The sequence below is a fragment of the Mycobacterium sp. NPDC049093 genome, from assembly GCF_040704635.1.
Lineage (GTDB): Bacteria > Actinomycetota > Actinomycetes > Mycobacteriales > Mycobacteriaceae > Mycobacterium.
Map to the genome: position 1 here is coordinate 61,262 of NZ_JBEZJS010000005.1, position 23,816 is coordinate 85,077.

A 23,816-nucleotide genomic window follows, 5' to 3' on the forward strand; every position below is an offset into this window, starting at 1 on the left:
CAAAGCGCTTAGTTAACTTGCGAAGGTTGCGAAGAAATATGATGGCTGTACCGGTTCAGAAGCTACCGACGGGTAGCCCAAAGGCGCAGGTCAGTACGCTCGTACTGTTAAACCGGGAGGGGTCAGAGCGAGAACAGTGATGCGATCGCTTTTGTCTCGTCGCCGACGGCATATGTGAGCGTTCTAACAGTGCGGTCGGAGAGCTCTTCACCGAATTTGTCGGTCGATCCGGCCGGGTGAACGTGCGACAGGATCTCGAGTTTCTCGCCGAGCGCCACTGCGGCGTCGTGCTCGATGGTCACCCGCAGCGGCTTCTCCAGCAGCTCGGGATGGGAGTACAGGTAGTCCTCGATCACCGTCCAGTAGACCGAGTTGTTCATGTGATCGAACAGGTCGATGTCCGACACCCGCACCGGGTACTCGCGAATCTCGGCGGCATCCTCACGACTGCCGGCCTTCAGGTAGGACTTCCAGCGCAGCCGGGCCTCGTCGGTGGTGCGGCGCAGGCCCGAGAGGAAGTCGTCGGAGATACGGGCCGGGCCCTGCGTCTCACGGTTGATGTTGATCCAGAACGCCTCGGACTCCATGAGCCCGCCCTTGCGGCCGTCGATACGTACCCGCATCTCACACCACCGGTTCGACGTTCCCGAACACCACCGGCGCATCCGCAGCATGTCCTGAAACTCGATCGGGCCGACCAGATCGATCATCGTGCGACGGACGATCCACAGCGGATGGGTTTCCTCGAAGCCGAGTTCGCGCAGATGGTCGGAGCCGATGTCCTGGATGTGCCGGGCGGCGGCGTCGAACCGCAACCGTCCGGTCCGGTCGATATCGCCGACCCGCAGCGGCCATTCCCGGTCAAAGACGTCGGGATGGGGATCGGGCACCGGCATCATCACCTTGTTCAGCCCGGTGGTCGAAGTTTGCGCGGTTCCCGTCATGGTCATCTCCCAGTCGCTGTCGCCTCAGCCGATCATGCCAGGCAGCCCGATACTGCCAGTAGAGCCTGAACTGCCAAGAATGCAAAGGCGACCTTCGCAACTTGTTAGGCTATTTGACGTGGCAAAAACGTTCGTCGGGTCACGGGTGCGACAACTGCGGAGCGAGCGTGGATTCAGTCAGGCCGCGCTGGCTCAGATGCTGGAGATCTCCCCCAGCTACCTCAACCAGATCGAGCACGACGTCCGACCGCTGACCGTGGCGGTGCTGCTCCGCATCACCGAGGTGTTCGGGGTGGACGCGACGTTCTTCGCCTCGCACGACGACACCCGGTTGGTCGCCGAGATGCGCGAGGTGGCGATGGACCGCGACCTCGGCGCCGACATGGATGTCGCCGAAGTCGCCGACATGGTGGCGGCCTATCCGAATTTCGCCCGCGCCATGGTGAACCTGCACCGTCGGTACCGGCTCACCACCACCCAGTTGGCCGCCGCCACCGAAGACCGGTACTCCGACGGCAGCGGGAGCGGGTCGATCACCATGCCGCACGAGGAAGTGCGCGACTACTTCTACCAACGGCAGAACTATCTGCACGAGCTCGATACCGCCGCCGAGGATCTGACCGCCAAAATCCGGATGCACCGCGGTGATCTGGCCGGCGAGCTGGCCAACCGGCTGACCACCGAGCACGGGGTGCGGATCGTGCGACGGATCGATCTGGGCGACACCGTGCTGCACCGCTACGACCCGGCCACCAAGACCCTGGAAATGGGCAATCACCTCTCCCGCGGCCAGCAGGTGTTCAAGATGGCGGCCGAACTGGCCTTCCTCGAGTTCGGCCAACTCATCGACAAGATGGTCGACGAAGGCATGTTCACCAGCGACGAATCGCGCACCCTGGCCCGGCTCGGGCTGGCCAACTACTTCGCCGCGGCGACCGTGCTCCCGTACCGCCAATTCCACGATGTGGCTGAGAATTTCCGCTACGACGTGGAGCGGCTGTCGGCGTTCTACTCGGTGAGCTACGAGACCATCGCGCACCGGCTTTCCACGCTGCAGCGTCCGTCGATGCGCGGTGTGCCGTTCTCGTTCGTCCGGGTGGACCGCGCCGGAAACATGTCAAAACGTCAGTCCGCCACCGGCTTTCACTTCTCCTCCTCGGGCGGCACATGCCCGCTGTGGAATGTGTACGAAACCTTCACCAACCCGGGCAAGATCCAGGTGCAGATCGCGCAGATGCCCGACGGCCGCAACTACTTGTGGGTGGCCCGCACCGTGGAGCGACGCGCGTCGCGTTATGGGCAGCCCGGCAAGACCTTCGCGATCGGGCTGGGATGCGAACTGCGCCATGCCCATCGGCTGGTGTACTCCGAAGGGCTGGACCTCTCTGGCGAGGTGGCCACCCCGATCGGCTCGGGCTGCCGGGTGTGCGAGCGCGACAACTGTCCGCAACGTGCATTCCCGGCGCTCGGCAAGGCCCTGGATCTCAACGAGCACCGCTCGACGGTGTCGCCGTATCTGGTGCGGGAGCCCTAGCTCGCGGCGGGAACGCTCGCTCGCCGTTTTCTACCTCTGGGTCGTGACGACTGCCGATCAACAGCCCTCCGGTGGAAAGCGGTGCGACGAGTCCAGCCGCGCGCCACCTGTGCCAGACTCGGCGGGGTGAGTGCACTCGAGCCGGCCCGCATCGCGCCGGGCGGATTCCGCGAGCTGGGCCCGGTCAACTGGGCCATCGCCAAGCTGGGCGCCAGGGCCATCCGGGCACCGAGGTTCACCTTGATGAACGTGCTCGGCCAGCACAAGCTGCTGTTCCTGGCCTGGCTGCCGTATTCGGGCCTGCTGCTCGGCCCGCTGGGCAAGTTGTCGCGTCAGGATGCCGAGCTGGTCATCCTGAGGGTGGGCCACCTGCGGGATTGCGAATACGAGCTGCAGCAGCATCGCCGGCTGGCCCGCAGCCGCGGTGTCGACGCCGAGACCCAGGCCCGCATCTTCGAGGGGCCTGATGCCGAAGGCTTGACCGATCGGCAGCGGGTCTTGGTCACCGCGACCGACGAGTTCGTCGTCACCCGGTCGGTCTCCCCCGAGACCTGGGCTGCCCTGTCGAAGCTGTTGACCAAGCAGCAGCTCATCGAATTCTGCTTGCTGGCAGCCCAATACGACGGTTTGGCCGCCACGATGACGACGCTGCGAATCCCGCTCGACTTCCCCGACTAGCCGATTTGGGTGCAATTGGCGGCGCTCACCGCCGCTGAGTGCACCCAAATCGCTAGAGGTACGTGACGCCCAGCAGCACCAGCGAGAACAGCACCGGGGACACTGGCAGCGTCCACAGGAATGCCGCCCAGGTGTGGGATTTCTGCTGGTACTTACGCCGGCCGAAGTAGGCCCCCGCGGACCCGCCGATGAAGGACAGGGCCGCGACCAACAGCACCCAGATGTTGACGCGGGAGCCCTCGGTCGCCAATGTGATGGCGGCCAGCCACACAATGTGGCCGACCACCAATCCGGCTATGCCAGCGACGATTTCGTTTCTCAAAAGTTGATCATGTGGCCGGTCAGCCCGTGGAAGCACTCCTGCAGCGCCTCCGACAGGGTCGGGTGGGTGTGCACGTTGCGGGCCAACTCGTTGGCGGTCAGGTCCCACTTCTGCGCCAGGGTCAGCTCCGGCAGCAGCTCGGAGACGTCCGGCCCGATCAGGTGCCCGCCGATCAGTTCGAGGTGCTTCTTGTCGGCGATCAGCTTCACGAAACCGGTCGGATCCGCCAGGCCGTGCGCCTTGCCGTTGGCGGTGAACGGGAATTTGGCGACGACGACGTCGTAGCCCTCGGCCTTGGCCTGCTCTTCGGTGAGCCCGAAGCTGGCGACCTGCGGCTGGCAGAACGTGGCGCGCGGCATCATCCGGTAGTCGCCCAGCGCGAGAGTCTCTGCGCCGGCGATGGTTTCAGCGGCGACGACGCCCTGCGCCTCGGCCACGTGGGCCAGCTGGAGCTTGCCGGTGACATCGCCGATGGAGTAGATGCCGGGCACGTTGGTGCGCATGTAATCGTCGATCGCGATGGCGCCGCGGTCGGTCAGCGCGACGCCGGCGGCCTCCAGGCCGAAGCCCTCGACGTTGGGCCCGAAACCGATGGCCTGCAGCACCTTGTCGGCTTCGAGCTCCTCGGTCTTGCCGTCCTTGCTGACGGTGACCTTGACCGTCGATCCGTCGTCTGAAATACCCTCGACCTTGGTGCCGGTGAGGATCTTGACGCCCAGCTTCTTGTATTGCTTCTCGATCTCCTTGGAGACCTCGGCGTCCTCGTTGGGCAGGGCGCGCGGCAGGAACTCGACGATGGTGACGTCGACGCCGTAGTTCTTCAGCACGTAGGCGAATTCCATGCCGATCGCGCCGGCGCCGGCGATGATGATCGAGCCCGGCAGCTCGCGCGAGAGGATCTGGGTTTCATAGGTGACCACGTTCTCGGACAGCGAGGTGCCCGGCACCAGACGGGTCGACGAACCGGTGGCGATGATTGCGTTGTCGAAGGTGAGCTCTTCAGTGCCACCCTCGTTGAGCTTCACCGACATCGACTTGGGCCCGGTGAAGGTGCCGTAGCCGTGAACCTCGGTGATCTTGTTCTTCTTCATCAAGAAGTGCACGCCGGCCACACGGCCGTCGGCGACCTTGCGGCTGCGGTCGAAGGCGGCACCGTAATCGAAGGTGGCCTCACCGCTGATACCGAAGGTCTTGGCTTCCTTGTTGAAGATGTGTGCGAGTTCCGCATTGCGCAGCAACGCCTTGGACGGGATACACCCGACATTGAGGCACACACCGCCCCAGTACTTGGGCTCGACAATTGCGGTGCTCAGCCCCAGTTGGGCGGCACGAATGGCCGCGACGTATCCACCGGGACCAGCTCCGAGAACGACAACGTCAAAGTGGGTCACGACCCCACCCTAGTGGGCGGCGCAATGGTGCTACCGGGCGATCCAGCCGAACACGTAGGCGCCGTAGAAAACTGCTGCTGCGGCCATTGCCGCCACCGGCGCCGACATCAGGGCGATAGCCAGGGCCGATACCACCGGTTTGCGCTGCGCCGTCGATGCCAGCAGCGCACCGACCGTGGTGACGACGACATAGGCCAGCGCCGCGAACACCGGCCAGGTCTTGTCGGCTGACTGATACCAGTAGTAGTACAGGCCCGCGCCGGCAGCGGCGGAGACGAACCACACCCCGGCCAGCACGCCCACGAACGTCCACCACTTCACCGACAGATAGGACCCCTCGACCACGACAGACGGGGCCGGGGCGGGCAGCGGCGCCGAGGGTGCGTCGTCGGTTTCCGTCTGGTCCGGCGACATGTCTTCCGCAGGGGTAGCGGCGGCCGACCATTCGTCGGCGACGATCTCGTTTTCCCCGGTGTCGAACAGCGGGGCGAAGTCCGCGGTGGAGGTGTCGACGTCCTCAGCCATGGGATGCCACCTCGATGATCGCCAGCGCACCGAACCAGCCGGGTGCGATGGCCAGTGCGAAAGCCCCGAGTGTGGTGACCCAGCGCCGCCCCGCGACCAGGACCAGGAGCGTCCCGAGGACGCCAGGAACTCCGAGGACGAGGGCGATCACCGCATCGGGCCGAACGGAGACCGTCACCAGCAGTGTCGTGGCGATCCCTGCCAGCAGCCCGACCGCTACGCCGACCGACATTGCGCCGGTCAGCAGCCACGCCCGTGGCAGCGGAATCACTCTTCGACGATAACGCCGCGACCCGTGACGACCCGTTACATCTGTACGGCGCGTCCCGCGGGGACCGGGCAGGCGTCGGCGGCTTCGTCGACCAGGTGGCTGCCGGTATCGGGCGGACGGGCGCCGGCGCTGTACTGCGCGCCCGTTACCGGGGATTGCTCGGCCAGCAGCGCATTCTCCTCGTCGGTGAACGCCCGGCCACGTGACAGGAAGCGCATGCCCTCGGGTGCTTCCAGGCTGAACCCGCCACCGCGGCCGGGGACGACGTCGATCACCAACTGGGTGTGCTTCCACGCCTCGAACTGCGGGCCGGAGATCCACACGGGCACACCTGTGCCCACGTCGAGTACCGCCAGCACGATGTCGCGGTCACCGACGATGAACTCGCCGTCGGGGTAACACATCGGCGACGAGCCGTCGCAGCATCCGCCGGACTGGTGGAACATCAACGCCCCGTGACGCTCCTGCAACCGCGCCAGCAGATCGGCGGCGGCCACGGTGATCAGGGCCCGCGCCGGTGCTCGACTCATCACGTCCTCACTTCCACGGGCCAGTGGTGTTGTTCAGCTCACAGTACTCGCGCAGTCACAATGGACAGGTGGCTGAGGACCCTTATCTGTGGCTTGAGGACATCACCGGCGACGACGCCTTGGCGTGGGTGCGTGCCCACAACGAGCCGACGCTCGCCCAGCTGAGCGGTGAACGTTTCGAGACGATGCGCTCCGAGATATTGGAGATCCTCGACACCGATGCGCGGATCCCCTACCCGGGCCGGCGTGGTGAGTTCCTGTACAACTTCTGGCGCGACGAGGCGAATCCGCGCGGCCTGTGGCGGCGCACCACGCTGGAGAGCTACCGCACCGACGATCCGGACTGGGACGTGATCCTGGACCTGGACGAGCTGGCCCGCGCCGAGGACGAGAACTGGGTGTGGTCCGGGCCCGAGGTGATCGAGCCGGACCACACGCTGGCCATGATCAGCCTGTCCCGCGGTGGCGCCGACGCCACTGTGGTACGCGAGTTCGACATGCGGACAAAAGAATTCGTATCGCGCGGGTTCGAGTTGCCCGAAGCCAAGTCGTCGGTGTCCTGGGAGGACGAGGACACCCTGTTGGTGTGCACCGACTTCGGCGAGGGCTCGATGACCGAGTCCGGATATCCGCGGATCGCCAAGCGGTGGCGGCGTGGCCAGCCGTTGGCCGAGGCCGAGACGGTCTACGAGGCGGAGCCGACCGATGTCCGGGTGATCGCATCGGTCGACCGGAGCCCAGGCTTCGAGCACACCCGACTGGGCCGCTACACCGACTTCTACCACCGCATCCGCTACGAGCTGCGCGACGGTGAGCTGATCGAGCTCAAGGTACCCACCGACTCGTCATTGTCGCTGCACCGCGAATGGCTGCTGATCTCCCTGCGGACCGACTGGCAGGTGGGTGACGTCACCTACCCCGCCGGCGCGCTCCTCGGCACCACGTTCGACGACTTTCTTTCCGGCACAGCCGATCTTGCGATGATCTACGAGCCGGATGAGCACAGCAGCCTGGCCGGTGTGCAGTGGACAAAAGAGAAGCTGATCCTCGTCACGCTGCGCGATGTCGCCAGCCACGTCGAGATCGTCACTCCCGGCACCTGGGAGCACAGGGACGCGCCGGACATTCCACCCGCGACCGACACCATCGTCGTCGACTGCGATCACCTCGGTGACGAAGTCTTCTACAACTCAAGCGGATTCACCACGCCGTCAAAGCTGCTGTACGGCACCGCCGGCGGCCCGCTGGCCGAGGTCAAGTCGGCGCCGGCGTTCTACGACGCCACGGGCATCGACGTCGAGCAGTTCTTCGCGACCTCCAAGGACGGCACGCAGGTTCCGTACTTCGTGGTCGGACGCCGCGACGAACCGAGCCTCACCCACCTTTACGGCTACGGCGGGTTCCAGAATTCGTTGACGCCGAGCTACCTCGGCGGCGCGGGCCGAGCCTGGCTGGCCCGCGGCGGCACCTTCGTGCAGGCCAACATCCGCGGCGGCGGCGAGTACGGCCCGGGCTGGCACAAGCAGGCGATGCGCGAGAACCGCCATCTGGTGTACGAGGATTTCGCCGCGGTGGCAGCGGATCTGGTGAGCCGCGGCATCACCACGGTCGAGCAGCTCGGCGCCTCCGGCGGCAGCAACGGCGGGCTGCTGATGGGGGTCATGCTGACCCACTACCCGGAGCTGTTCGGGGCGCTGGTGTGCAGCGTGCCACTGCTGGACATGAAGCGTTTTCACCTGCTGCTGGCGGGTGCGTCGTGGGTGGCCGAGTATGGCAACCCCGACGATCCGGCGGACTGGGAGTTCATGTCGAAATATTCGCCGTACCAGAATATTTCGAAGGACGCGAAGTACCCGCCGATCCTGATCACCACCTCGACCCGCGATGACCGGGTGCATCCCGGCCATGCCAGGAAGATGACGGCGGCACTGGAGGCGGCCGGGCACCGGGTGCTGTACTACGAGAACATCGAAGGTGGCCACGGCGGCGCGGCCGACAACAAACAGGCGGCATTCAGGTCCGCGCTGACGTACGAGTTCCTCTGGCAAACGCTGAGGCCATAGGGCTTGCGGCGCTACCCCGCCACTCACCCTCGCCGCGGTGCTGGGCATGATCGTTTCTCAACAAGTTCGCCACTTGGCCAAAGGCGTTGGCCTGCTGAGGGACGGAGTGGATGCAGCCGGGGCCTTTCTGTCTGTCCTTCCGCGGAAGGGTCACTGCCCTCCGGTATGGTCCAGAAAACTCGTCAGGCCCACGCCCTGACGACTCGAACCATGGGGGATGGAGTCGATGAACCAGCCGCCTTACGGCTATCCGCCTACGGGCGGCCCAATCCCGGGGGATCCTTTTGGCGGCGGCCAGTATCCGTCCGGAGGGCCCGGCCCCTTTCAATTTGCCGGTTCGCCGCCGCATACCTTCCCCATGGGTGGACCGCCGGTCATAGGTCAGGCCCCGCCGCAGCAACCGCCACCACGCAAGAGCAAGAAGTGGCTGGCGTTCGCAGTGGTTGCCGTGGTCGTGGTCGCCGCGGCCGGAGTAGGGACACTGCTGTGGCGCTTGAACTCCGGGGACAGCGAAGACCCTGCCACGAGTACCGCTTCAGGGCCGCAGGCCGGACCCCTGCCCGATCCTCCGGCGCCGTTGGGCGCACTACGTCCGCCCCGCGACATCCAGATGGCGTCGCTCCAACAGCCGACTGTGAATCCGAAGTGGAGTTTCCGGACAGACAGATGGCCACACCTGCTCGGGGGCGATGGCCACACCGTTGCGGTCGGCCTGGAAGACCAGGGCCTCATGGCTCTGGACGCGGCAAACGGTGCCCCGCGCTGGCCTGAGTCGGTATCGCCGGCCAATGTAGACCTCAAGAAATTCGTCCAAGACGACTGCGTAGTCGATCGCGCGTCCACAACCATCGGCTGCGCCCTGTCCACCGGCAACGGCCTGGAGGAAGTGTTGATCTTCTTCGACACCGAGACCGGTGCCGAGAAACACCACGAGATCGCGGCCGGCAAATTGGGTGCAGACCTTTACTCCGCTGGTGACGGGTTCGTGGTCACAACCTCTGGGGAGCTGGCCGGATACCGGCCCGACGGCACCGAAATGTGGCGCATCGACAATCGCACAAACGCAGGTGTGGACGTTTACGGCGATCAGGCGGTCATCATCATCGCCGTCACGGGCGGCCCGGGGCGGGTGGTCGACGCAAATTCCGGTCGCACGCTCGTCGAGGCCCCCGCAGTCGACAGCGGTATGGCTTTCGCGAGCGGCTTTGCGTTGTCGAATTCCTCGGCGATCGACTTTTACGACTTCACCGGTGCGAAAACGGCGTCGACAGCTGCCGACGGATTCCGGCTGATCGACAACGACAGGCACTTCACCGCCTCGTCCGGGACTTACTATCCGGTGGCTTTCAACCCATCCAGGGGCGGTTTGCGCGCGTATGATCCTGCTACCGGCGCCATCCTGTGGTCGGTGGGCATGGTAACGCCGAGCCAAACGGCCAAAGTCGTCGGATTCGGCAGCGACAAAACATGTTTTCTCGGCCTACTCGATGACCGCGACGAGCGCTCGGTCCAGCTGAGCACGCACGATTGCGGCACCTTCAACAACAACGTGTACTTGTCGATATCCACGCACTACCCGGAACAGATCACCTGGGCGCAGGGCTATGACGGTCAACGCGTACTGGTCGACTCAGGCATGAGTGTGCACGGGGTGACGTGCGTGGAGGTAACGAGCGCGCAGGAAGTCTGGCAGAAGCAGAACAACGACATGAACGGCGCGGAATGGCTTGGCAATGGGCTGTTTTCCGCGTCGACGGGCGGCATACAGGGCGTACACCGGTGGGCGTGAAACGGCGCTGACGCTGGAGGCGGCGTTCAGGTCCGCGCTGACGTACGAGTTCCTCTGGCAAGACGCTGAGCGGCCAGCGGGGCCCCGCCGGGAATTGGTGCGCAGCCGCGCCTGGTCGGGCCAGTATCGTTCTCGAAATGCAGTCGTGGGGTCCGTTCGGTCCGCCGCCCAAGTCCTGGGATAACAACAATCCCTTCGGCGCGGGCGCCGACCCGTTCACACCGGCCGAAAAGGGCACCGCCAAGCCGGCGGACCCGTGGACTTCAGCCGTCGATCCCTGGGCTACCGCACCATCAGGACCGCCGCCGCAGCAGCAGCACTTCGTCGACCCCTGGGGCGCTCCGTCCCCCGCCTATCCGACACCTGTGCCGTTGCCGAAAAGCTCTCGGCGCCCCGCCATCCTGATCGGGTCGGCCGCCGCCGTCGTCGTGGTGCTGGGACTCGTGGCCGTGGGGGTCTTAGTGCTCAATAAGCAGCGCACCGCCAGCGCCAGCGAGCCGGTCAGCCCGGCAGGCGCAGTCCCGACCAGCGAACTCACGTCCACACCGTCGTACACCGCCACCACGACGCCGCACCCAACCACCACCAGTGCGCAGCCCCTGCCCACCGGCGAGGCGGCCTTGGGACAAAACCGGATCGCTGCCAACTTCGACGCCGGGCTGGCCAAACAACCATGCAATCCCGTCGGTTGGCCGAGCGACGCGGCAGCGGCCCAGATCTTCTACGAGACGGCGGTGTCGTGCATGGACACGGCGTGGAAGCCCCTGATCACCGCGGCGGGAATGGAATTCCGTAGTCCCAAGGTGTCCCTGGCCGAAGGATGCAATAGCGACGGGATGCGCGGCTATGCAGGCATGTACTGCAATGAGACGGAAACTCTGTCCGTGCCGCTGTCCAGCTTGTCCCCGAAAAAAGACAGCGCCGAGGTGATCTTCAACGTGGCAGTGCTCGCCCACGAATATGGCCATCACGTCCAACACCTCATCGGGACCTTGAGTGAAATGTACAAACAGGCGCGAGCCGTCGGCGAGCAGTCCGAACCAGGGCTGGAACTGTCGCGCCGCATGGAGCTTCAGGCGCAGTGCTTCTCCGGCATGTTCGTCGGCTCCATTGTCGACACCGGAGGCCGGTTCACCGTCGCCGATTACCAGGTGGTGGCAAACGGCAATTGGAATTCCGTCACGCCACGCGACCACGGATCACCTGAGCACTATGGATCCTGGTGGGATCAGGGCTATCGGCTGAACAAGATCGGCGAATGCAACACCTGGCTCTCGCCTGCCAGCGACGTGTCGTAGCGGCGAAACCTACTGGGCGCAACCCGAACTCAAGCTGGTCGACGCCGCAACCCACCGAGCAGCGCCACCACGATCCCGAACACCACCAGCGCACCGCCGGCCGCCAGGGCCAGGTTGAGCCATTGGTGCAGGCTGTCGATGGCATGTCCGACCATGGCGTCGGCGATCTGGCGGATGTCCCCGCTGGTGTGGTTGAGCGCCTCGTTGAGGTAGCGCCGGCCTGCCTCCAGCCCGGCCCAACCGGCGGCACCCACCAACAAGGCGGAGATACCCAGTGCAGCAAGGGTTTTACCCCGGGCGCGCGCAGCCGCCAGAGTCAGCAGGGCGAAGACGCCGGCCAGCACCGTCACCCCGACGCTCACCCACGGGCCCCACACCGCCAGGGGCCGCAGGATCCCCGGCCGCAGGCTGTCCGGCGCCGACGAGGCGATGGGGACCGTAAGGGTTTGCGGCACTTCGACACCGAAGTTGGACAGGGTTTCGCGGAACGAGGTGTCCCTGAGCATCGGGGCCACATCGATCACCCAACTGCCGTTCTCGTCCCGCGACAGCCGGTCGGTGAACATCCAGGTGTGCGCAAGCTGGTTGGCCAGGGCGAACTGTCCGGGAAAGTCGGGTCCGGCGGTGTAGGCACCTGCCACGGCACGGATCTGCCGTGAATCCACCTGTGCCCCATTCTGTGCCGCCAGGGATTGCACCTGGGTGGTGAGTTCCCCGGCGACGGCCTGCTGTAACTGCGGGTCGCCGGCGGCACCTGCGGCGAAGGACGAGTACCCCTGCTGGTCGATGATGTTCTTCTGCACCCACGCCGACGGCAGCGCCGCGGCCAGCAGGATCGTCGTCAACACCCACAGGAACAGCGTCATGACGAAGCGCACGCCGTCCTCCTAGTTTCCGGGCGGCGGCCAGACTGTTCAGTCCGACAGGGCTCGCCCCACGATCAGCGGATCGGCGTGGCCGACCACCTCAAAATCCTTGTTGTCGTAATCGAACTTACCGAGCACGTGGCGCATGGCGTTGATGCGGGCGCGTTTCTTGTCGTTGCTCTTGACCACGGTCCAGGGCGCCATTTCGGTGTCAGTCCAGGCGAACATGTCTTCCTTGGCGGCGGTGTAGTCGTCCCACTTGTCCAGCGATGCGAGGTCGGTGGGTGAGAGTTTCCACTGCCGCACCGGGTCGACCTGACGGATGGTGAACCGGGTGCGCTGTTCGGATTGCGTGACCGAGAACCACAGCTTGGTGAGACTGATGCCATCGTTGACCAGCATCTGCTCGAACAGCGGGGCCTGCCGGATGAATTCGGCGTGCTGCTTGGGCGAGCAGTAGCCCATCACGCGTTCCACCCCGGCGCGGTTGTACCAGGAGCGGTCGAACAGGACGATTTCACCGGCAGCGGGCAGGTGCTGCACGTAGCGCTGGAAGTACCACTGGGTGCGTTCTTTTTCGGTCGGCTTCTCCAGCGCGACCACGCGGGCGCCGCGGGGGTTCAGGTGTTCCATGAACCGCTTGATAGTGCCGCCCTTGCCTGCGGCGTCACGCCCCTCGAACACGATGACGTGGCGGAGTCCGTTGCCCTGGCTCCATTTCTGCAGCTTCAGCAGTTCGATCTGCAGCAGGCGCTTCTGTTCCTCGTACTCCTGACGCGACATGCGGTCGTCGTACGGGTAGTTCTCCCGCCAGGTGTCGACGACCTCGCCGCTGGGTTCCAGCAGCAGTTCGGGGTCGTCATCGTCGTCGTCGCGGACCGTGTACCCGGTGATGTCGAGAGTCACCGGCCGACGGTATCCACCCCGGCGAACACCGAGGTGTCGCCGGGGTGAACGCCTGGTAGTGCGTTACTCGGAGCTACTTGGCCTTACGGCGCGGACGCGCCAGCGCCAGCTTGGTCAGCAGCTTGTTCATCCGAACGATCGCCTTCTCGGAGTTGTTGTAGTAGCTGCCGCCGGCGCCCACACTGGTGCGCGGCACCACCACGGTCTCCTGCTTGCAGAACTTGCGCACCCCGTCGACGCCGCCGAAGCGGGCACCGATGCCCGAGGTCTTCCACCCGCCCATGGGCGCGGTGGTGCACATCAGGTTGGAGATGACGTCGTTGACGTTGACCGCACCGCAATCAAGCTGCAGCGCAATGGCCTTGGCCCGGTCGACATCTTTGGAGAACACCGAGGCGCTCAGCCCGTAGGGGCTGTCGTTGGCCAGCCGAATGGCTTCCTCGACCGAGGACACCTTCATGATCGGCAGGGTCGGACCGAAGGTCTCCTCGGTCATGCAGGCCATCGAGTGGTCGACGTCGACCAGCACGGTCGGCTCGAAGAAGCTGCCCCCGCCCTCGGGGCGCTTGCCACCGGTCAGCGCCTTGGCGCCGGCCGCGACGGCCTCGTTGACGTGGCGTTCGGTGATCGCCACCTGGCTGTCGTCGATCTGGGAGCCGAAGTGGTAGCCCTCGCCGGTACCCATCTTGAGGTTCTCGACGGCCTTTACGGTCGCGGCGACGAACTGGTCGTAGACCGGATCGAGCACATAGACCCGCTCGACGGACACGCAGGTCTGGCCGGCGTTGAACATCCCGCCCCACACCGCGGCGTTGGCGGCCAGCTCGACGTCGGCGTCCTCGAGCACGATCATCGGGTCCTTGCCGCCGAGCTCCAGGCTCACCGGGGTCAGACGACGGGCCGCCCGCTCCATCACCTTGGCTCCGGTGGCGCAGGAACCGGTGAACTGGACGTAGTCGGAGTTGTCGATGACGGCCTCGGACACCGCACGCGCACCTTGCGCGAGAGCGAACACCTCGGGGGCGCCGGAATCCAGCCAGCCGCGCAGCAGCACCTCGGCGGTCAGCGGGGTGCGCTCAGACGGCTTGAGCAGCACTGCGCACCCGGCGGCCAGGGCGCCGATGGCGTCCATCATTGCGTTGGCCACGGGGTAGTTCCACGGCGCGATGATCCCGATGACGGGACGCGGCCGGTAATGCACGGCGATCTTCTTGATCGACATGATCGGCAGCGCGGCCGGACGGGTATCCGGCGCCATCGCCTCCTCCACCACCTTGATGTAGTAGGAGAGGATCATGATCAGCAGCGGGACCTCTTGCGCGGCGTCCATGGCCGACTTGCCGGTCTCGGCGATCAGGAGTTTCTCGATCTCGTCGCGGTGGTCGCCCAACCACACCGCGTAGCGGGAGAGGACCTTGGCGCGGCCTTTGGCGCCGCGGGCCTCCCACTCCTTCTGAGCTTCCCGCAGACCGGCTGCGATACGCGGCACGTCGGCGGCGTCGGTCCAGGTCACCTGGCCGGCGACGGCCCCGGTGGCGGGGTTGTGAATAGTGCCGGAACCCGTGAAATCCGCGGTCCGAGCTACATCTGGCGTCGCTGTCATGAGGCCTATGTTAATCACCGTGTGTGACCCACGTCGCACCGGGGTTGACACCTGTCAAGTTGCTGGCCGCGACTGGGCGCCCAGATCGACGAAATGGCCGCCCCGCGGGTTGCGTGAGCGGCCATCTCGTCGAATTCGAGGGGAAGTTTCCGAGAGCGCGGTGACCCCTCACCACCGCGCTCTACGCCGGCAGCTCCTCAGTCCTCAGAACCCTTCTTGGAACCGAGTTTCTTGGCCGTCTTGTCGGTCGCTTCGCGCACCTTCTTGACGACCTTGTCCACATTCGCCTTGGCCTTTTCCCTCCGCTTCTCGGCCTTGTCCTTGGCGCCGTCGAGCGCGGCGTTGAGGTTGGTGATGTGGGGCTTGAGGTTGTTCACCTTCGGCTTCTGGTCGGACTTGTCGTCGGTGGCCGACAGCAACTGGCTCCGATTGAGGCTGTTGTTGGCGATCACGTTGCCGGTGCTGTCCACCTTGTCGCGCACGCCGAGCACGTTGGCTGCCGCGATCCGCACGGAATCGCGCGCACCGATCAGCTGGTTGTTGCGGAACTGCATGAGGGTGCCGTCACCGGTGGGGTCGGTCGGGTCGTGATTGGTGCCGCCACCGAGCCCGGCCGGGAGTGCTTCGGCAAGCCCCTCGATAGCCGGGTCCGCGACCCACATCGGCGCATCGATGTATTCCTTCACCGCCTTGTAGACCGCAAGCTGGTCGCCGGATGCCACCGCCTGCGCGACGGACACCAGGCCGACCGCCCCGAGCACGGCGCCGTTGACGCTGCGCAGCGCCGATTCCTGCAGTCCCTGAGCGAGCGCCGCGGTGTAGTTGTCGTTGGGCCACGGGGTGTCGACGTCGAGCACCTGCGCGAACTGCGCGTTGATGTCATCCCGGAGGCCCAGGAGTTCGTTGTTGCGGAACTGCATGAAGGCGCCGTCACCGGCCGAGGTGTTGGTTACGTGGTCCGAGCCGCCACCGAACTCGTCGGGCAGCGTGATGGCAATCGCTTCGATGAGCGGATCGGCGACATAGACCGGTGAATCGACAATCTGGCGAATCTGGGAGAACAGCCGCTCGTTGTCGCCGGCCACGAGCTGGGCCGCGAGGACGAAGGGAGTGAGCGGTGCCTGGACGAACTGGTCGGCGAGCCGCTGACCGGCCATGAACACCAGCCCCGCTTGATTCATCCCCTCGAAGCTGGCCATCAAGGCCGTCGACGCGTCGAGGACGCGCGGCGGTGTGGGTGCCGACACCGCGACCGGAGGGATCGCGACGACACCGGCGGTGGCGACGGCGACGCATGCGGCCAGACCGCTCGAGGCACGACTGTTGACACGACTGTTCATTGATGAAATCCCCTCGATGACTTGCTATTTGGGCTGACCGATGACTCGGTACGCGCCGAAATTTACCTGCCACTAATCAAGATCTCAGGTTTTTCTCAGGTGGGAATTTTGCAGTTGTTGCATATGCAACTACCTTCGCGGTCGGCGCCGTTGCCGCAAAAATCGAAATGTAGCCATCTGCGCAGCTCGCACCCTCACGAAGAGTTTGCTGTGTAGCCACGCCAGTTCTAAAAGCATTGCGGCATGCAACACCGATCGATGACCGGCCGACCTGAACTGTCAACTGGTGCTTGATGGTTAAGCGATCTTGAAAATGCCCCGACGGGACCCCGCACCGTTTCACACCAGACGGCTCTGGATCGCGGGTAGCCACCGGTCAACAAGTCCGGAACCGACAGATGATCGCTCAGCGAAGATCAGGCGAGGCGTCGTCCACCTGGTCATATCGCCCATCTCGGGCGAAAATCGCGGCCACCCCCACCACCGAGGTGCCCAGCAGTACCCCGCCGATCGTGTCGGTGAAGTAGTGAAAGGTCATCGACAGGCCGAACATGGCGAGCAGGACGACGCAGACCGCCACCACCAGGGCCCACAGCCTCATGCCTGCCAACAACACGAGCAGGCTCGTCACCGCGACGACAAAGGTGGTGTGGCCGCTGGGATAGGCCAGCGCACCGCCTTTCTCCCTGCCGAAGATCGGCTTGATGACGCGCACGACGGTGATCGCAACCAGCGGGCTCACCACCATGGCGAGCGCCAACCGTTTCCGGTGTTGCCGCAGCGCCACCACGATGCCGACCAGCAACGCGGCCGTCACCAGCAGCGGCTTGCTGAACACCAGAAAGGCGTCCCGATATGAACCGAGCTCGGCCCCGATCTGCTGGAACCAGTCGTCGATCGGCACCGGTCCCGCGCGGACCGCCCAGCCGAGCAGGACCATGGCGGTGAGGCCGACGAGGGGCCACCACCGGGCGATCAAGGGACGATGCCGCGCAGATATGCGGCCTGGCCCAGATGCTGGGCGCAATCATCGATGATGCTGACCAGCCGCGCACTCGCCGTCACCGGCGGATCCCACCGGTCGTCGACGACGCGGCCGAGGTCCTCGGCGGTCACCCCGGCAATGTAGGCCAGCGTCACCTTGTGCACATCCAGGTAGTAGCCCGCCAGCAGTTCGGCTGAGGCGCGCACCTTCGCAACGTCCTCGGGGCTGTGGCCATAGCCGATGTCGTTGCCGGGCAGGTCGAGCCCGAACCGGTCCTTCCAGCCGTCGCGGGTCCACACCTGCTCGATCCCGGCGATGTCGCACAACTGCAGGTCCTGGCAGCGCGCACTGTGCCAGATCAGCCAGGCGATGCTGTTGGCCTGCGGCGTGGGCCGGTAACTCGACACCTCTTCGGTCAGCCCGTCGGTGAGATCGTCGACATGCTCGATGAGCCGGGTGAATGCGTCACGCAGCAATTCGCGGACGGCGTCGGAATCGGCGCCGGAAGCAGCGGCAGTCATGGCATCGACGCTACTCGCGAAACAGCCGACTGCCGGTCCGACTACCATCACTGCATGCCGTTGAATACCGGTGACGTGTTCGCCGGGTACACGATTCAACGTCTGCTCGGTTCAGGCGGCATGGGCGAGGTATATCTGGCCCAACATCCGCGGCTCCCCCGCCAGGATGCGCTGAAGATCATGCCGGCCTCGCTGACCAGTGACGCCCAGTACCGCGAACGGTTCAATCGCGAGGCCGACATCGCCGCCTCGCTCTGGCATCCCCACATCGTCGGCTTGCACGATCGCGGTGAATACGAGGGGCAGCTGTGGATCGCGATGGACTACGTCGACGGCACCGACGCCTCACGACACGTGCGTGAGCGTCACCCCCGCGGTGTGCCGCTGCGTGAAGCGGTCGAGATCGTCACCGCCATCGCCGAGGCGCTCGACTACGCCCACGACCGCAACCTGCTGCACCGCGACGTGAAGCCGGCCAACATCCTGCTGACCGGCCCTGAAGCGGCTCGTCGTCGAATTCTGTTGGCCGACTTCGGCGTTGCCCGCCGAATCGATGACATCAGCGGGATCACCGCCACCAACATGGCCGTCGGCTCCATGGCCTACTCGGCTCCCGAGCAGCTCCTGGGGCAGTCGATGGACGGGCGGGCCGATCAATACGCATTGGCGGCCAGTGCATTTCAGCTCCTGGCCGGGCACTCGCCGTTCCACCACTCCAACCCCGCGGTGGTGATCAGCAAGCAACTCAACGAGCCCCCACCTAGCTTGAGGGCCGAACGTCCCGAACTGGCGTACCTGGACGAGGTCATGCTCAAGGGGATGGCCAAGGACCGGGCCGGCCGCTACCCGCGGTGCAGCGATTTCGCCAAAGCGCTCGCCGATGCCCAGCCGACGGCCACTCCGGCGGCTCCCCTCACGCAGCGGCCCCCCACGCCGCAACCGCAACCGCAGCGGCCGTCGCCGGTATCGCCGCCCCAACAGTTCTCCTCCGAGCCCCCACGGGTCATCACGGCCCCGAGCTTCACAGCACCCACTCACTCGGTAACCGGCCCGTCGCACCACTCCCCCCACTGGTCGGGACCGAGCCCGATCCCGCAGCCGCGCCGCCCCGAGAAGAGCAGCGCGACAAGGGTTGTGGTGCCTACCGTGCTCGCGGTGCTCCTGGTGTGCGCCATCGGCTTCGCGATCAGCCAGTTCGTCCGCGAGACCCCGGTGGCACGGACGACGCCGTCGTGGCAGCCGTACGTGGACGCCGCCCAGACTTTCGCGTTGCACACCGTCACGGTGAGCGCAGACACCGTCGATACCGATCTCGCGACGATCATGGACGGCGCCACCGACGAGTTCCGCGCCGACCTGCAGAACCAGGCCCCACAGATCAAGAAGAAGGCCACGGACCTGGGCGTCAAGACCGACGGAACGGTCACCGGGGCCGGGATCGAATCGTTGTTCTCCAACGAGGCGGTCGTGCTCGTCACCGTCGACACCAAGGTGACCGTGACGGTCAATCGGGTCGGTGTGGTTTCGCTGCAACGGGTCAGGGTCACCGTCGAGCACGTCGACGGCAGTTACAAGGCCTCGAAGCTGGAGTTCGTGAACTGATGGGCACACGCACACGGGGCTGGACGCTGTCGGTCATCGCGCTGATCGTGGGGATCGTCATCGCGGGCGGCCTGGGGTTCTGGCAATTGTCCGTCAAGAGCACACCGGCGCCCGCCCCGATCGCCGAAGACGACCAGGCGCGCGAGCAGGTCACTGATTTGGTGAAGACCAATGTGGTCAAGGCGCTGAGCTTCACCCCGACGACCAGCCGGGCCGAGATCGATGCGGTCACCGAAACGCTGACCGGCGCCGCCGTCGACGAGTACCGGAAAACGATCCGCGCGAAGGCGGACAACGTCACCCAGACGGCGATTGTCCGCAACACCGGAGTGGAATCGCTAACCGCCGACGAGGCCAAGGTGGTGGCGTTCGTCGACCAGAGTTCCGAGACCGCCGGCGGTCCGTCGACCAAGGACGCGGTGGCCTACCGGGTCAGCCTGACCCGCGTCGACGGCGACTGGCGGATCTCGGAACTGGAACAGCTCTAGGGGTTACTGCGGCGCAGCCCCGTGGAACACCGCCTCGACGTTGTTTCCGTCGGGATCGCGGACGAATGCACCGAAGTAGCCCGGGTGGTATTCGGGCCACAGACGTGGTGCGTGCAGCGACTCGGCACCCAGACCCAGGGCCGCGTCGTAGAACGCCTGCACGGCATCGGCGTCGGCCGCGTGAAACGCCACATGGATCTCCCGGTTGGGCCCACCGACATCGCCGGCACTGGCATCGGCAATCCAGAAGTCGGGCTTGCCATCACTGCCGTAGCCGATCGCTACCTGGTAGTCCAGCTGGCGGCTGTACCCGAGTACGCCCAGCACAGAGTCGTAGAACTCTTTCGATTTGGCCCAGTCGGTGCAGTTGATTCCAAAGTGATCGATCACCGGTCGATCCTTGCATCCGGCACCGACACGTCGGCGCCTGTTCCGCGATCGGCCGTGGCGTCGTACGTTAGTTAGGTGACCTACGACTTGTGCATCCGTGGCGGAACCATCGTCGACGGCCTGGGCGGCGAACCGTACGTGGGAGACGTCGCGGTGCGCGACGGCGTCATCGTCGAAATTGGTTCCGTGACCGGGACGGCCGAACGCGAGATCGATGCCACCGGATTGTTGGTCACGCCCGGTTTCGTCGACCTGCACACGCATTACGACGGGCAGGCCATCTGGTCGGAGCGGCTCAACCCGTCCTCGGCGCACGGTGTCACCACGGCCGTCATGGGCAACTGCGGTGTCGGGTTCGCGCCGTGCCGCCCCGACGATCACGACGTGCTCGTCGATGTGATGGCCGGCGTGGAGGACATCCCCGGGGTGGTCATGGTCGACGGTCTGCCGTGGACGTGGGAGACGTTCCCCGAATTCCTGGACGCCCTGTCGTCGCGACAGCTCGATATTGATGTGGCGGCGTTCCTGCCGCACTCCCCCCTTCGCGTCTACGTGATGGGCCAACGCGGCATCGACCGAGAGCCCGCGAACGCCGAGGATCTGGCGCTGATGCGCAAGCTTGCCGCCGAGGCGGTCAACTGCGGCGCGCTGGGGTTCGCCTCATCACGGCTGACCATCCACAAGACCGAGAGCGGCCGGCCGATTCCCAGTTACGAAGCCGGCTACGCCGAGATCGAGGCGATCGCCCGTGGCGTCGACGACGCAGGCGGCGGCCTGATCCAGTTCGTGCCGGACCTGGTCGCGGGTGACTACGAGCCGGCGCTACAGACGGTGTTCGATGTGGCCGCCGATGTCGGGTTGCCGGTGACGTTCACGCTGGCGATCGGCAACGCCGGGCCGGCGTTCTTCGAGGACGCCCTGCGGATGGTGGAGAAGGCAAATTCCAACGGCGGCAGTATCACCGCCCAGATCTTCCCACGCCCCATCGGCCTGGTGCTGGGCCTCGAACTGTCGGGCAACCCGTTCGTCCTCTATCCGAGCTACCGCGAGATCGCCCACCTCCCACTGGCCGAGCGGGTCGCCGAGATGCGTAAACCCGAAGTGCGCCAACGGATTCTGAATGACACCTCGGCCAGTGACGGGCATCCGCTGATGTTCGCCGTACAGGCTTGGGACTATATGTACCCGCTGGGTGAACAGCCCGACTACGAGCCCGACCCGTCGAACTCCATCGGTGCGCGGGCCCGGGCCCGCGGCGTCGACCCGCTCGAAGAGGCCTATGACCGCCTGCTCGACGACGAGGGGCACGCCATGCTGCTGGTCACGCTGGCCAATTTCCGTGACAACTCACTCGACACCGTCGCCGAGCTGCTCCGCCGCGACGACGTGGTGCTGGGGCTCGGTGACGGCGGCGCGCATTACGGGATGATCTGCGACGCCAGCTTCCCCACCTACCTGCTGACGCACTGGGTCCGCGACCGGGGCACAGGCACGTTGAGCGTCGCCGATGCCGTCCGGGAACTGACCTCGGTGCCCGCCAGGGTCGCCGGGCTGGCCGACCGCGGTCGAATTGCATTGGGCTACAAGGCCGATCTGAACGTCATCGACCATGCGGCGCTACGGCTGCACCGCCCCGTCGTCGCCTACGACCTCCCCGGTGGTGGACGTCGCCTCGACCAGACCGCCGACGGCTACGTCGCGACCGTCGTCTCCGGTGAGGTCATCGCCGAGAACGGGGTGCCGACCGACGCGCGACCCGGCCGGCTCGTGCGCGGACGCCAATCTGAGCCGGTCTGACAGGTCGGGCACCCCGGGCCGTCAACCGGCCTATTCTCACGTCATGAGCGTGAAAGTGGACCTCAACCAGCTGGCCGACAAGCTGGCGGACTACGCGTTCGCCTACCTCGTCACGGTCGACGACAACTACCACGCGCACACCGTCGCGGTGGAGCCACACCTGGTCGACGGCGTCATCCACGTCGGCCCGGTCGGCGGGCACACTCGGAGAAACCTCGCGTCCCACGAGCACGCGACGCTGGTCTGTCCGCCGCGTCAGTCCGGTGGGTATTCGCTGATCGTCGACGGGCGGGGCCGAGCCGGTGCGACCGAGGACGAGGCGCATCAGATCGTGCCCAGTCGCGCGGTCCTGCATCGCAAGGCGGCCGCACCCGGCCCGCCGGGCCAGTGCGACAGCGATTGCATCGTGTTGTCGGAGAACTGACGGACCGTCTTGGCGTCGGCCGCGCGGGCGTCGTACGTTTGTCGGGTGAGCTATGACCTGGTGCTCGGCTGCCCGACTCGCGAGTCGGTCGGATGACTCGCGCCGAGCCGCTGGCCCAGCCCTGGAGCGACGAGGACGCCGCAGGCATCAACAGTTGGGGTCACCCCGATCGCACGTATGAACCGCTGCTGCTGGTCCGGTGCCTGCAGCGCCACCCGAATCTGGCGGCACGGCTGAGGAAATTGGGTGAGTCACTTTACGTCGATGCGAGACTTCCAGCGCGGTTACGCACCATCGCGATCCTGCGGATGTGCGCACTGGTGGGCTGTGAGTACGAATGGGGTGGACAGGCAGCGTTCTGGGGGCCCATCGCGCGGGTCACTGACGAGGAATGCGATGCGCTGGTCACCGGGGTCGACGCAGGGTGGAGCGAGTTCGAGCGCGTGCTGATCGCTGCTGTCGACGAACTCGAACGCACCGGGTCCTGGACACCAGAGATCTGGGATGCGTTGGGGCACAAGCTCGACGACGAACAACGGATGGAGCTGCTCGTCGCGCTCGGCTGGTACCGCACCATCTGCACGTTGTGCAACGGGCTGGACCTACCCGTCGAAGGGTGGATGCGACGGTGGCCGGCTAACTAGCTGCCCCGTCTCGGCGCAACCCCGGGTGCTGGCGGGCCAGTATCGGCAACAGGATCCGTCGCGGAATCAGTTGGGCCACACGGGTCGTCAGCCTGCTGGGCAGACCGGGGATCACCATGTCGCGGTCGTCAGCGAGTGCGTCGACACCGGCTCTGGCGACGTCCTCGGCCGGCATCCACAACACCTTCGGGAACGCCGCGGCGAATTTTCGCTCGTCCATGCCCGCGGTCTTGAGGAACTCGGTGCGCACCGGGCCGGGGCACAGCGTGGCGACGGTGACGCCGGTACCGGCCAGCTCGGCGCGCACGCCCTCGGTGTAGGTGTGGACGAACGCCTTGGTGGCGGCGTAGCCGGATTGTCCCGGGAACGGGTAGAAGCCGGCCGTGGAGCCGACGTTGAGGATCGCGCCCCGCCGGCGGGGCACCATCTGCTGCACCGCCCGGGTGGTCAGGTCGATGACCGCTTCGACGTTTACCCGCACCTGGGCGATCTCGTCGGCGACCGGCGCTTTCACCACCGAGCCGATGGTGCCGATACCGGCGTTGTTGACCAGGATGTCGACGGTCAACCCGCGCTTGGCGATCGTGTCGAAAAGTGTTGCGCGGGCGTCGGGGTCGGCGACGTCGCAAGCGATCGTCTCTGCCGTGGTGGTGAGTTCGGCGGCCAGCTCACGCAGCTTGTCCTCCCGGCGGGCTACCAATGTGACACCGTAGCCGCGGCGCGCCAGTTCGCGGGCGATGGCGGCCCCTATGCCCGAGGAGGCACCGGTCACGACGGCGGTGGTGGTCGGTGATGGCGGTGGTAGCGGCATGGGTCGACGTTACTTCGTCGCCGAGTGGCCAGTTATGTCACGCGTCTGGCTTCCCCGCGTGCGGTAACTGGCCGCTCGACATGAAAAGGCCCGG

The 23,816-nt window shown here is 65.8% G+C and carries 24 protein-coding genes; 10 read left to right on the forward strand and 14 right to left on the reverse strand.

The annotated features are described in order from the left end of the window. Positions 1-122: 122 nt before the first annotated feature. Positions 123-944, reverse strand: coding sequence for an acyl-[acyl-carrier-protein] thioesterase (locus AB0876_RS20545; RefSeq protein WP_526042811.1), 822 nt, complete (start codon positions 942-944; stop codon positions 123-125). A 118-nt stretch (positions 945-1,062) separates the two neighbouring features. On the opposite strand from AB0876_RS20545, the gene ramB reads away from it, so the two are divergent. After that, complete coding sequence (gene ramB / locus AB0876_RS20550) at positions 1,063-2,478, forward strand: acetate metabolism transcriptional regulator RamB (RefSeq protein WP_526042812.1); 1,416 nt, start codon at positions 1,063-1,065, stop codon at positions 2,476-2,478. Between the two features lie 126 nt (positions 2,479-2,604). After that, positions 2,605-3,156 (forward strand): carboxymuconolactone decarboxylase family protein, encoded by a 552-nt coding sequence (locus AB0876_RS20555; RefSeq protein WP_491840368.1) that lies wholly within the window; start codon positions 2,605-2,607, stop codon positions 3,154-3,156. Positions 3,157-3,208: 52 nt separating this feature from the next. Here the strand turns inward: AB0876_RS20555 and AB0876_RS20560 are convergent, their stop codons facing one another. The 5 genes from AB0876_RS20560 to AB0876_RS20580 are packed head-to-tail and all read right to left on the reverse strand — an operon-like array spanning position 3,209 to position 6,195. Continuing rightward, positions 3,209-3,478 (reverse strand): hypothetical protein, encoded by a 270-nt coding sequence (locus AB0876_RS20560; protein ID WP_526042813.1) that lies wholly within the window; start codon positions 3,476-3,478, stop codon positions 3,209-3,211. Continuing rightward, positions 3,475-4,869 carry a dihydrolipoyl dehydrogenase gene (gene lpdA / locus AB0876_RS20565; RefSeq protein ID WP_526042814.1) on the reverse strand — a complete coding sequence of 465 codons (1,395 nt, stop codon included), beginning with the start codon at positions 4,867-4,869 and terminating at the stop codon, positions 3,475-3,477. Before lpdA ends, AB0876_RS20560 begins: the two co-directional genes overlap by 4 nt. Before the next feature lie 30 nt (positions 4,870-4,899). Further along, the gene (locus tag AB0876_RS20570) at positions 4,900-5,394 is read right to left on the reverse strand and encodes a hypothetical protein (protein ID WP_491840366.1); all 495 of its coding nucleotides are present in this window, start codon (positions 5,392-5,394) and stop codon (positions 4,900-4,902) included. Then, the gene (locus tag AB0876_RS20575) at positions 5,387-5,665 is read right to left on the reverse strand and encodes a putative holin (RefSeq protein WP_491840365.1); all 279 of its coding nucleotides are present in this window, start codon (positions 5,663-5,665) and stop codon (positions 5,387-5,389) included. Before AB0876_RS20575 ends, AB0876_RS20570 begins: the two co-directional genes overlap by 8 nt. 35 nt (positions 5,666-5,700) lie before the next feature. Next, on the reverse strand, positions 5,701-6,195 hold the full coding sequence (locus tag AB0876_RS20580) for a DUF779 domain-containing protein (RefSeq protein ID WP_491840364.1): 495 nt from the start codon (positions 6,193-6,195) through the stop codon (positions 5,701-5,703). A 26-nt stretch (positions 6,196-6,221) separates the two neighbouring features. Here AB0876_RS20580 and AB0876_RS20585 point away from each other — a divergent pair, with 26 nt between their 5' ends. From AB0876_RS20585 to AB0876_RS20595, 3 genes are all read left to right on the forward strand, one after another. After that, a complete protein-coding gene (locus tag AB0876_RS20585) occupies positions 6,222-8,258 on the forward strand; it encodes a prolyl oligopeptidase family serine peptidase (protein WP_526042815.1) in 2,037 nt (678 codons plus the stop codon). Positions 8,259-8,484: 226 nt separating this feature from the next. After that, on the forward strand, positions 8,485-10,047 hold the full coding sequence (locus AB0876_RS20590) for a BamB-related PQQ repeat family beta-propellar protein (protein WP_526042816.1): 1,563 nt from the start codon (positions 8,485-8,487) through the stop codon (positions 10,045-10,047). Positions 10,048-10,184: 137 nt separating this feature from the next. Next, a complete protein-coding gene (locus AB0876_RS20595) occupies positions 10,185-11,345 on the forward strand; it encodes a neutral zinc metallopeptidase (protein WP_526042817.1) in 1,161 nt (386 codons plus the stop codon). Positions 11,346-11,374: 29 nt separating this feature from the next. Here AB0876_RS20595 and AB0876_RS20600 read toward each other — a convergent pair whose 3' ends face one another. From AB0876_RS20600 to AB0876_RS20625, 6 genes are all read right to left on the reverse strand, one after another. Next, on the reverse strand, positions 11,375-12,223 hold the full coding sequence (locus AB0876_RS20600; protein WP_526042818.1) for a hypothetical protein: 849 nt from the start codon (positions 12,221-12,223) through the stop codon (positions 11,375-11,377). 36 nt (positions 12,224-12,259) lie between these two features. After that, entirely contained in the window at positions 12,260-13,117 is an 858-nt protein-coding gene (gene ppk2, locus AB0876_RS20605; RefSeq protein WP_491840359.1) for a polyphosphate kinase 2, read from the reverse strand. Positions 13,118-13,190: 73 nt separating this feature from the next. Then, positions 13,191-14,720 (reverse strand): aldehyde dehydrogenase family protein, encoded by a 1,530-nt coding sequence (locus AB0876_RS20610; protein WP_491840358.1) that lies wholly within the window; start codon positions 14,718-14,720, stop codon positions 13,191-13,193. A 197-nt stretch (positions 14,721-14,917) separates the two neighbouring features. Then, positions 14,918-16,060 carry a hypothetical protein gene (locus tag AB0876_RS20615; RefSeq protein ID WP_526042819.1) on the reverse strand — a complete coding sequence of 381 codons (1,143 nt, stop codon included), beginning with the start codon at positions 16,058-16,060 and terminating at the stop codon, positions 14,918-14,920. Positions 16,061-16,466: 406 nt separating this feature from the next. Then, positions 16,467-17,039, reverse strand: a complete 573-nt coding sequence (locus AB0876_RS20620; RefSeq protein ID WP_491840356.1) for a phosphatase PAP2 family protein — start codon at positions 17,037-17,039, stop codon at positions 16,467-16,469. After that, entirely contained in the window at positions 17,036-17,566 is a 531-nt protein-coding gene (locus AB0876_RS20625; RefSeq protein ID WP_526042820.1) for a mycothiol transferase, read from the reverse strand. The genes AB0876_RS20620 and AB0876_RS20625 overlap by 4 nt, the downstream gene beginning before the upstream one ends. A gap of 54 nt (positions 17,567-17,620) precedes the next feature. Between AB0876_RS20625 and AB0876_RS20630 the strand changes: the two genes are divergently transcribed. Together AB0876_RS20630 and AB0876_RS20635 are read left to right on the forward strand one after the other, a co-directional pair. After that, the gene (locus AB0876_RS20630) at positions 17,621-19,168 is read left to right on the forward strand and encodes a serine/threonine-protein kinase (protein ID WP_526042821.1); all 1,548 of its coding nucleotides are present in this window, start codon (positions 17,621-17,623) and stop codon (positions 19,166-19,168) included. Next, positions 19,168-19,656 (forward strand): hypothetical protein, encoded by a 489-nt coding sequence (locus AB0876_RS20635; RefSeq protein WP_526042822.1) that lies wholly within the window; start codon positions 19,168-19,170, stop codon positions 19,654-19,656. Before AB0876_RS20630 ends, AB0876_RS20635 begins: the two co-directional genes overlap by 1 nt. Positions 19,657-19,659: 3 nt before the next feature. Here AB0876_RS20635 and AB0876_RS20640 read toward each other — a convergent pair whose 3' ends face one another. Beyond that, positions 19,660-20,046 (reverse strand): VOC family protein, encoded by a 387-nt coding sequence (locus AB0876_RS20640; protein WP_526042823.1) that lies wholly within the window; start codon positions 20,044-20,046, stop codon positions 19,660-19,662. A gap of 75 nt (positions 20,047-20,121) precedes the next feature. On the opposite strand from AB0876_RS20640, the gene AB0876_RS20645 reads away from it, so the two are divergent. The 3 genes from AB0876_RS20645 to AB0876_RS20655 all read left to right on the forward strand — a co-directional run bounded on the left by AB0876_RS20645 (position 20,122) and on the right by AB0876_RS20655 (position 22,911). Beyond that, positions 20,122-21,843 carry an N-acyl-D-amino-acid deacylase family protein gene (locus AB0876_RS20645; protein ID WP_526042824.1) on the forward strand — a complete coding sequence of 574 codons (1,722 nt, stop codon included), beginning with the start codon at positions 20,122-20,124 and terminating at the stop codon, positions 21,841-21,843. Between the two features lie 43 nt (positions 21,844-21,886). Beyond that, positions 21,887-22,267, forward strand: a complete 381-nt coding sequence (locus AB0876_RS20650) for a pyridoxamine 5'-phosphate oxidase family protein (protein WP_491840350.1) — start codon at positions 21,887-21,889, stop codon at positions 22,265-22,267. A 92-nt stretch (positions 22,268-22,359) separates the two neighbouring features. Then, positions 22,360-22,911: a carboxymuconolactone decarboxylase family protein gene (locus tag AB0876_RS20655; RefSeq protein WP_526042825.1), complete on the forward strand. Its 552-nt coding sequence runs from the start codon at positions 22,360-22,362 to the stop codon at positions 22,909-22,911. Here the strand turns inward: AB0876_RS20655 and AB0876_RS20660 are convergent. After that, positions 22,904-23,722, reverse strand: coding sequence for an SDR family NAD(P)-dependent oxidoreductase (locus AB0876_RS20660; RefSeq protein ID WP_491840348.1), 819 nt, complete (start codon positions 23,720-23,722; stop codon positions 22,904-22,906). The two genes, AB0876_RS20655 and AB0876_RS20660, sit on opposite strands and share 8 nt — an antisense overlap. Positions 23,723-23,816 lie beyond the last annotated feature (94 nt).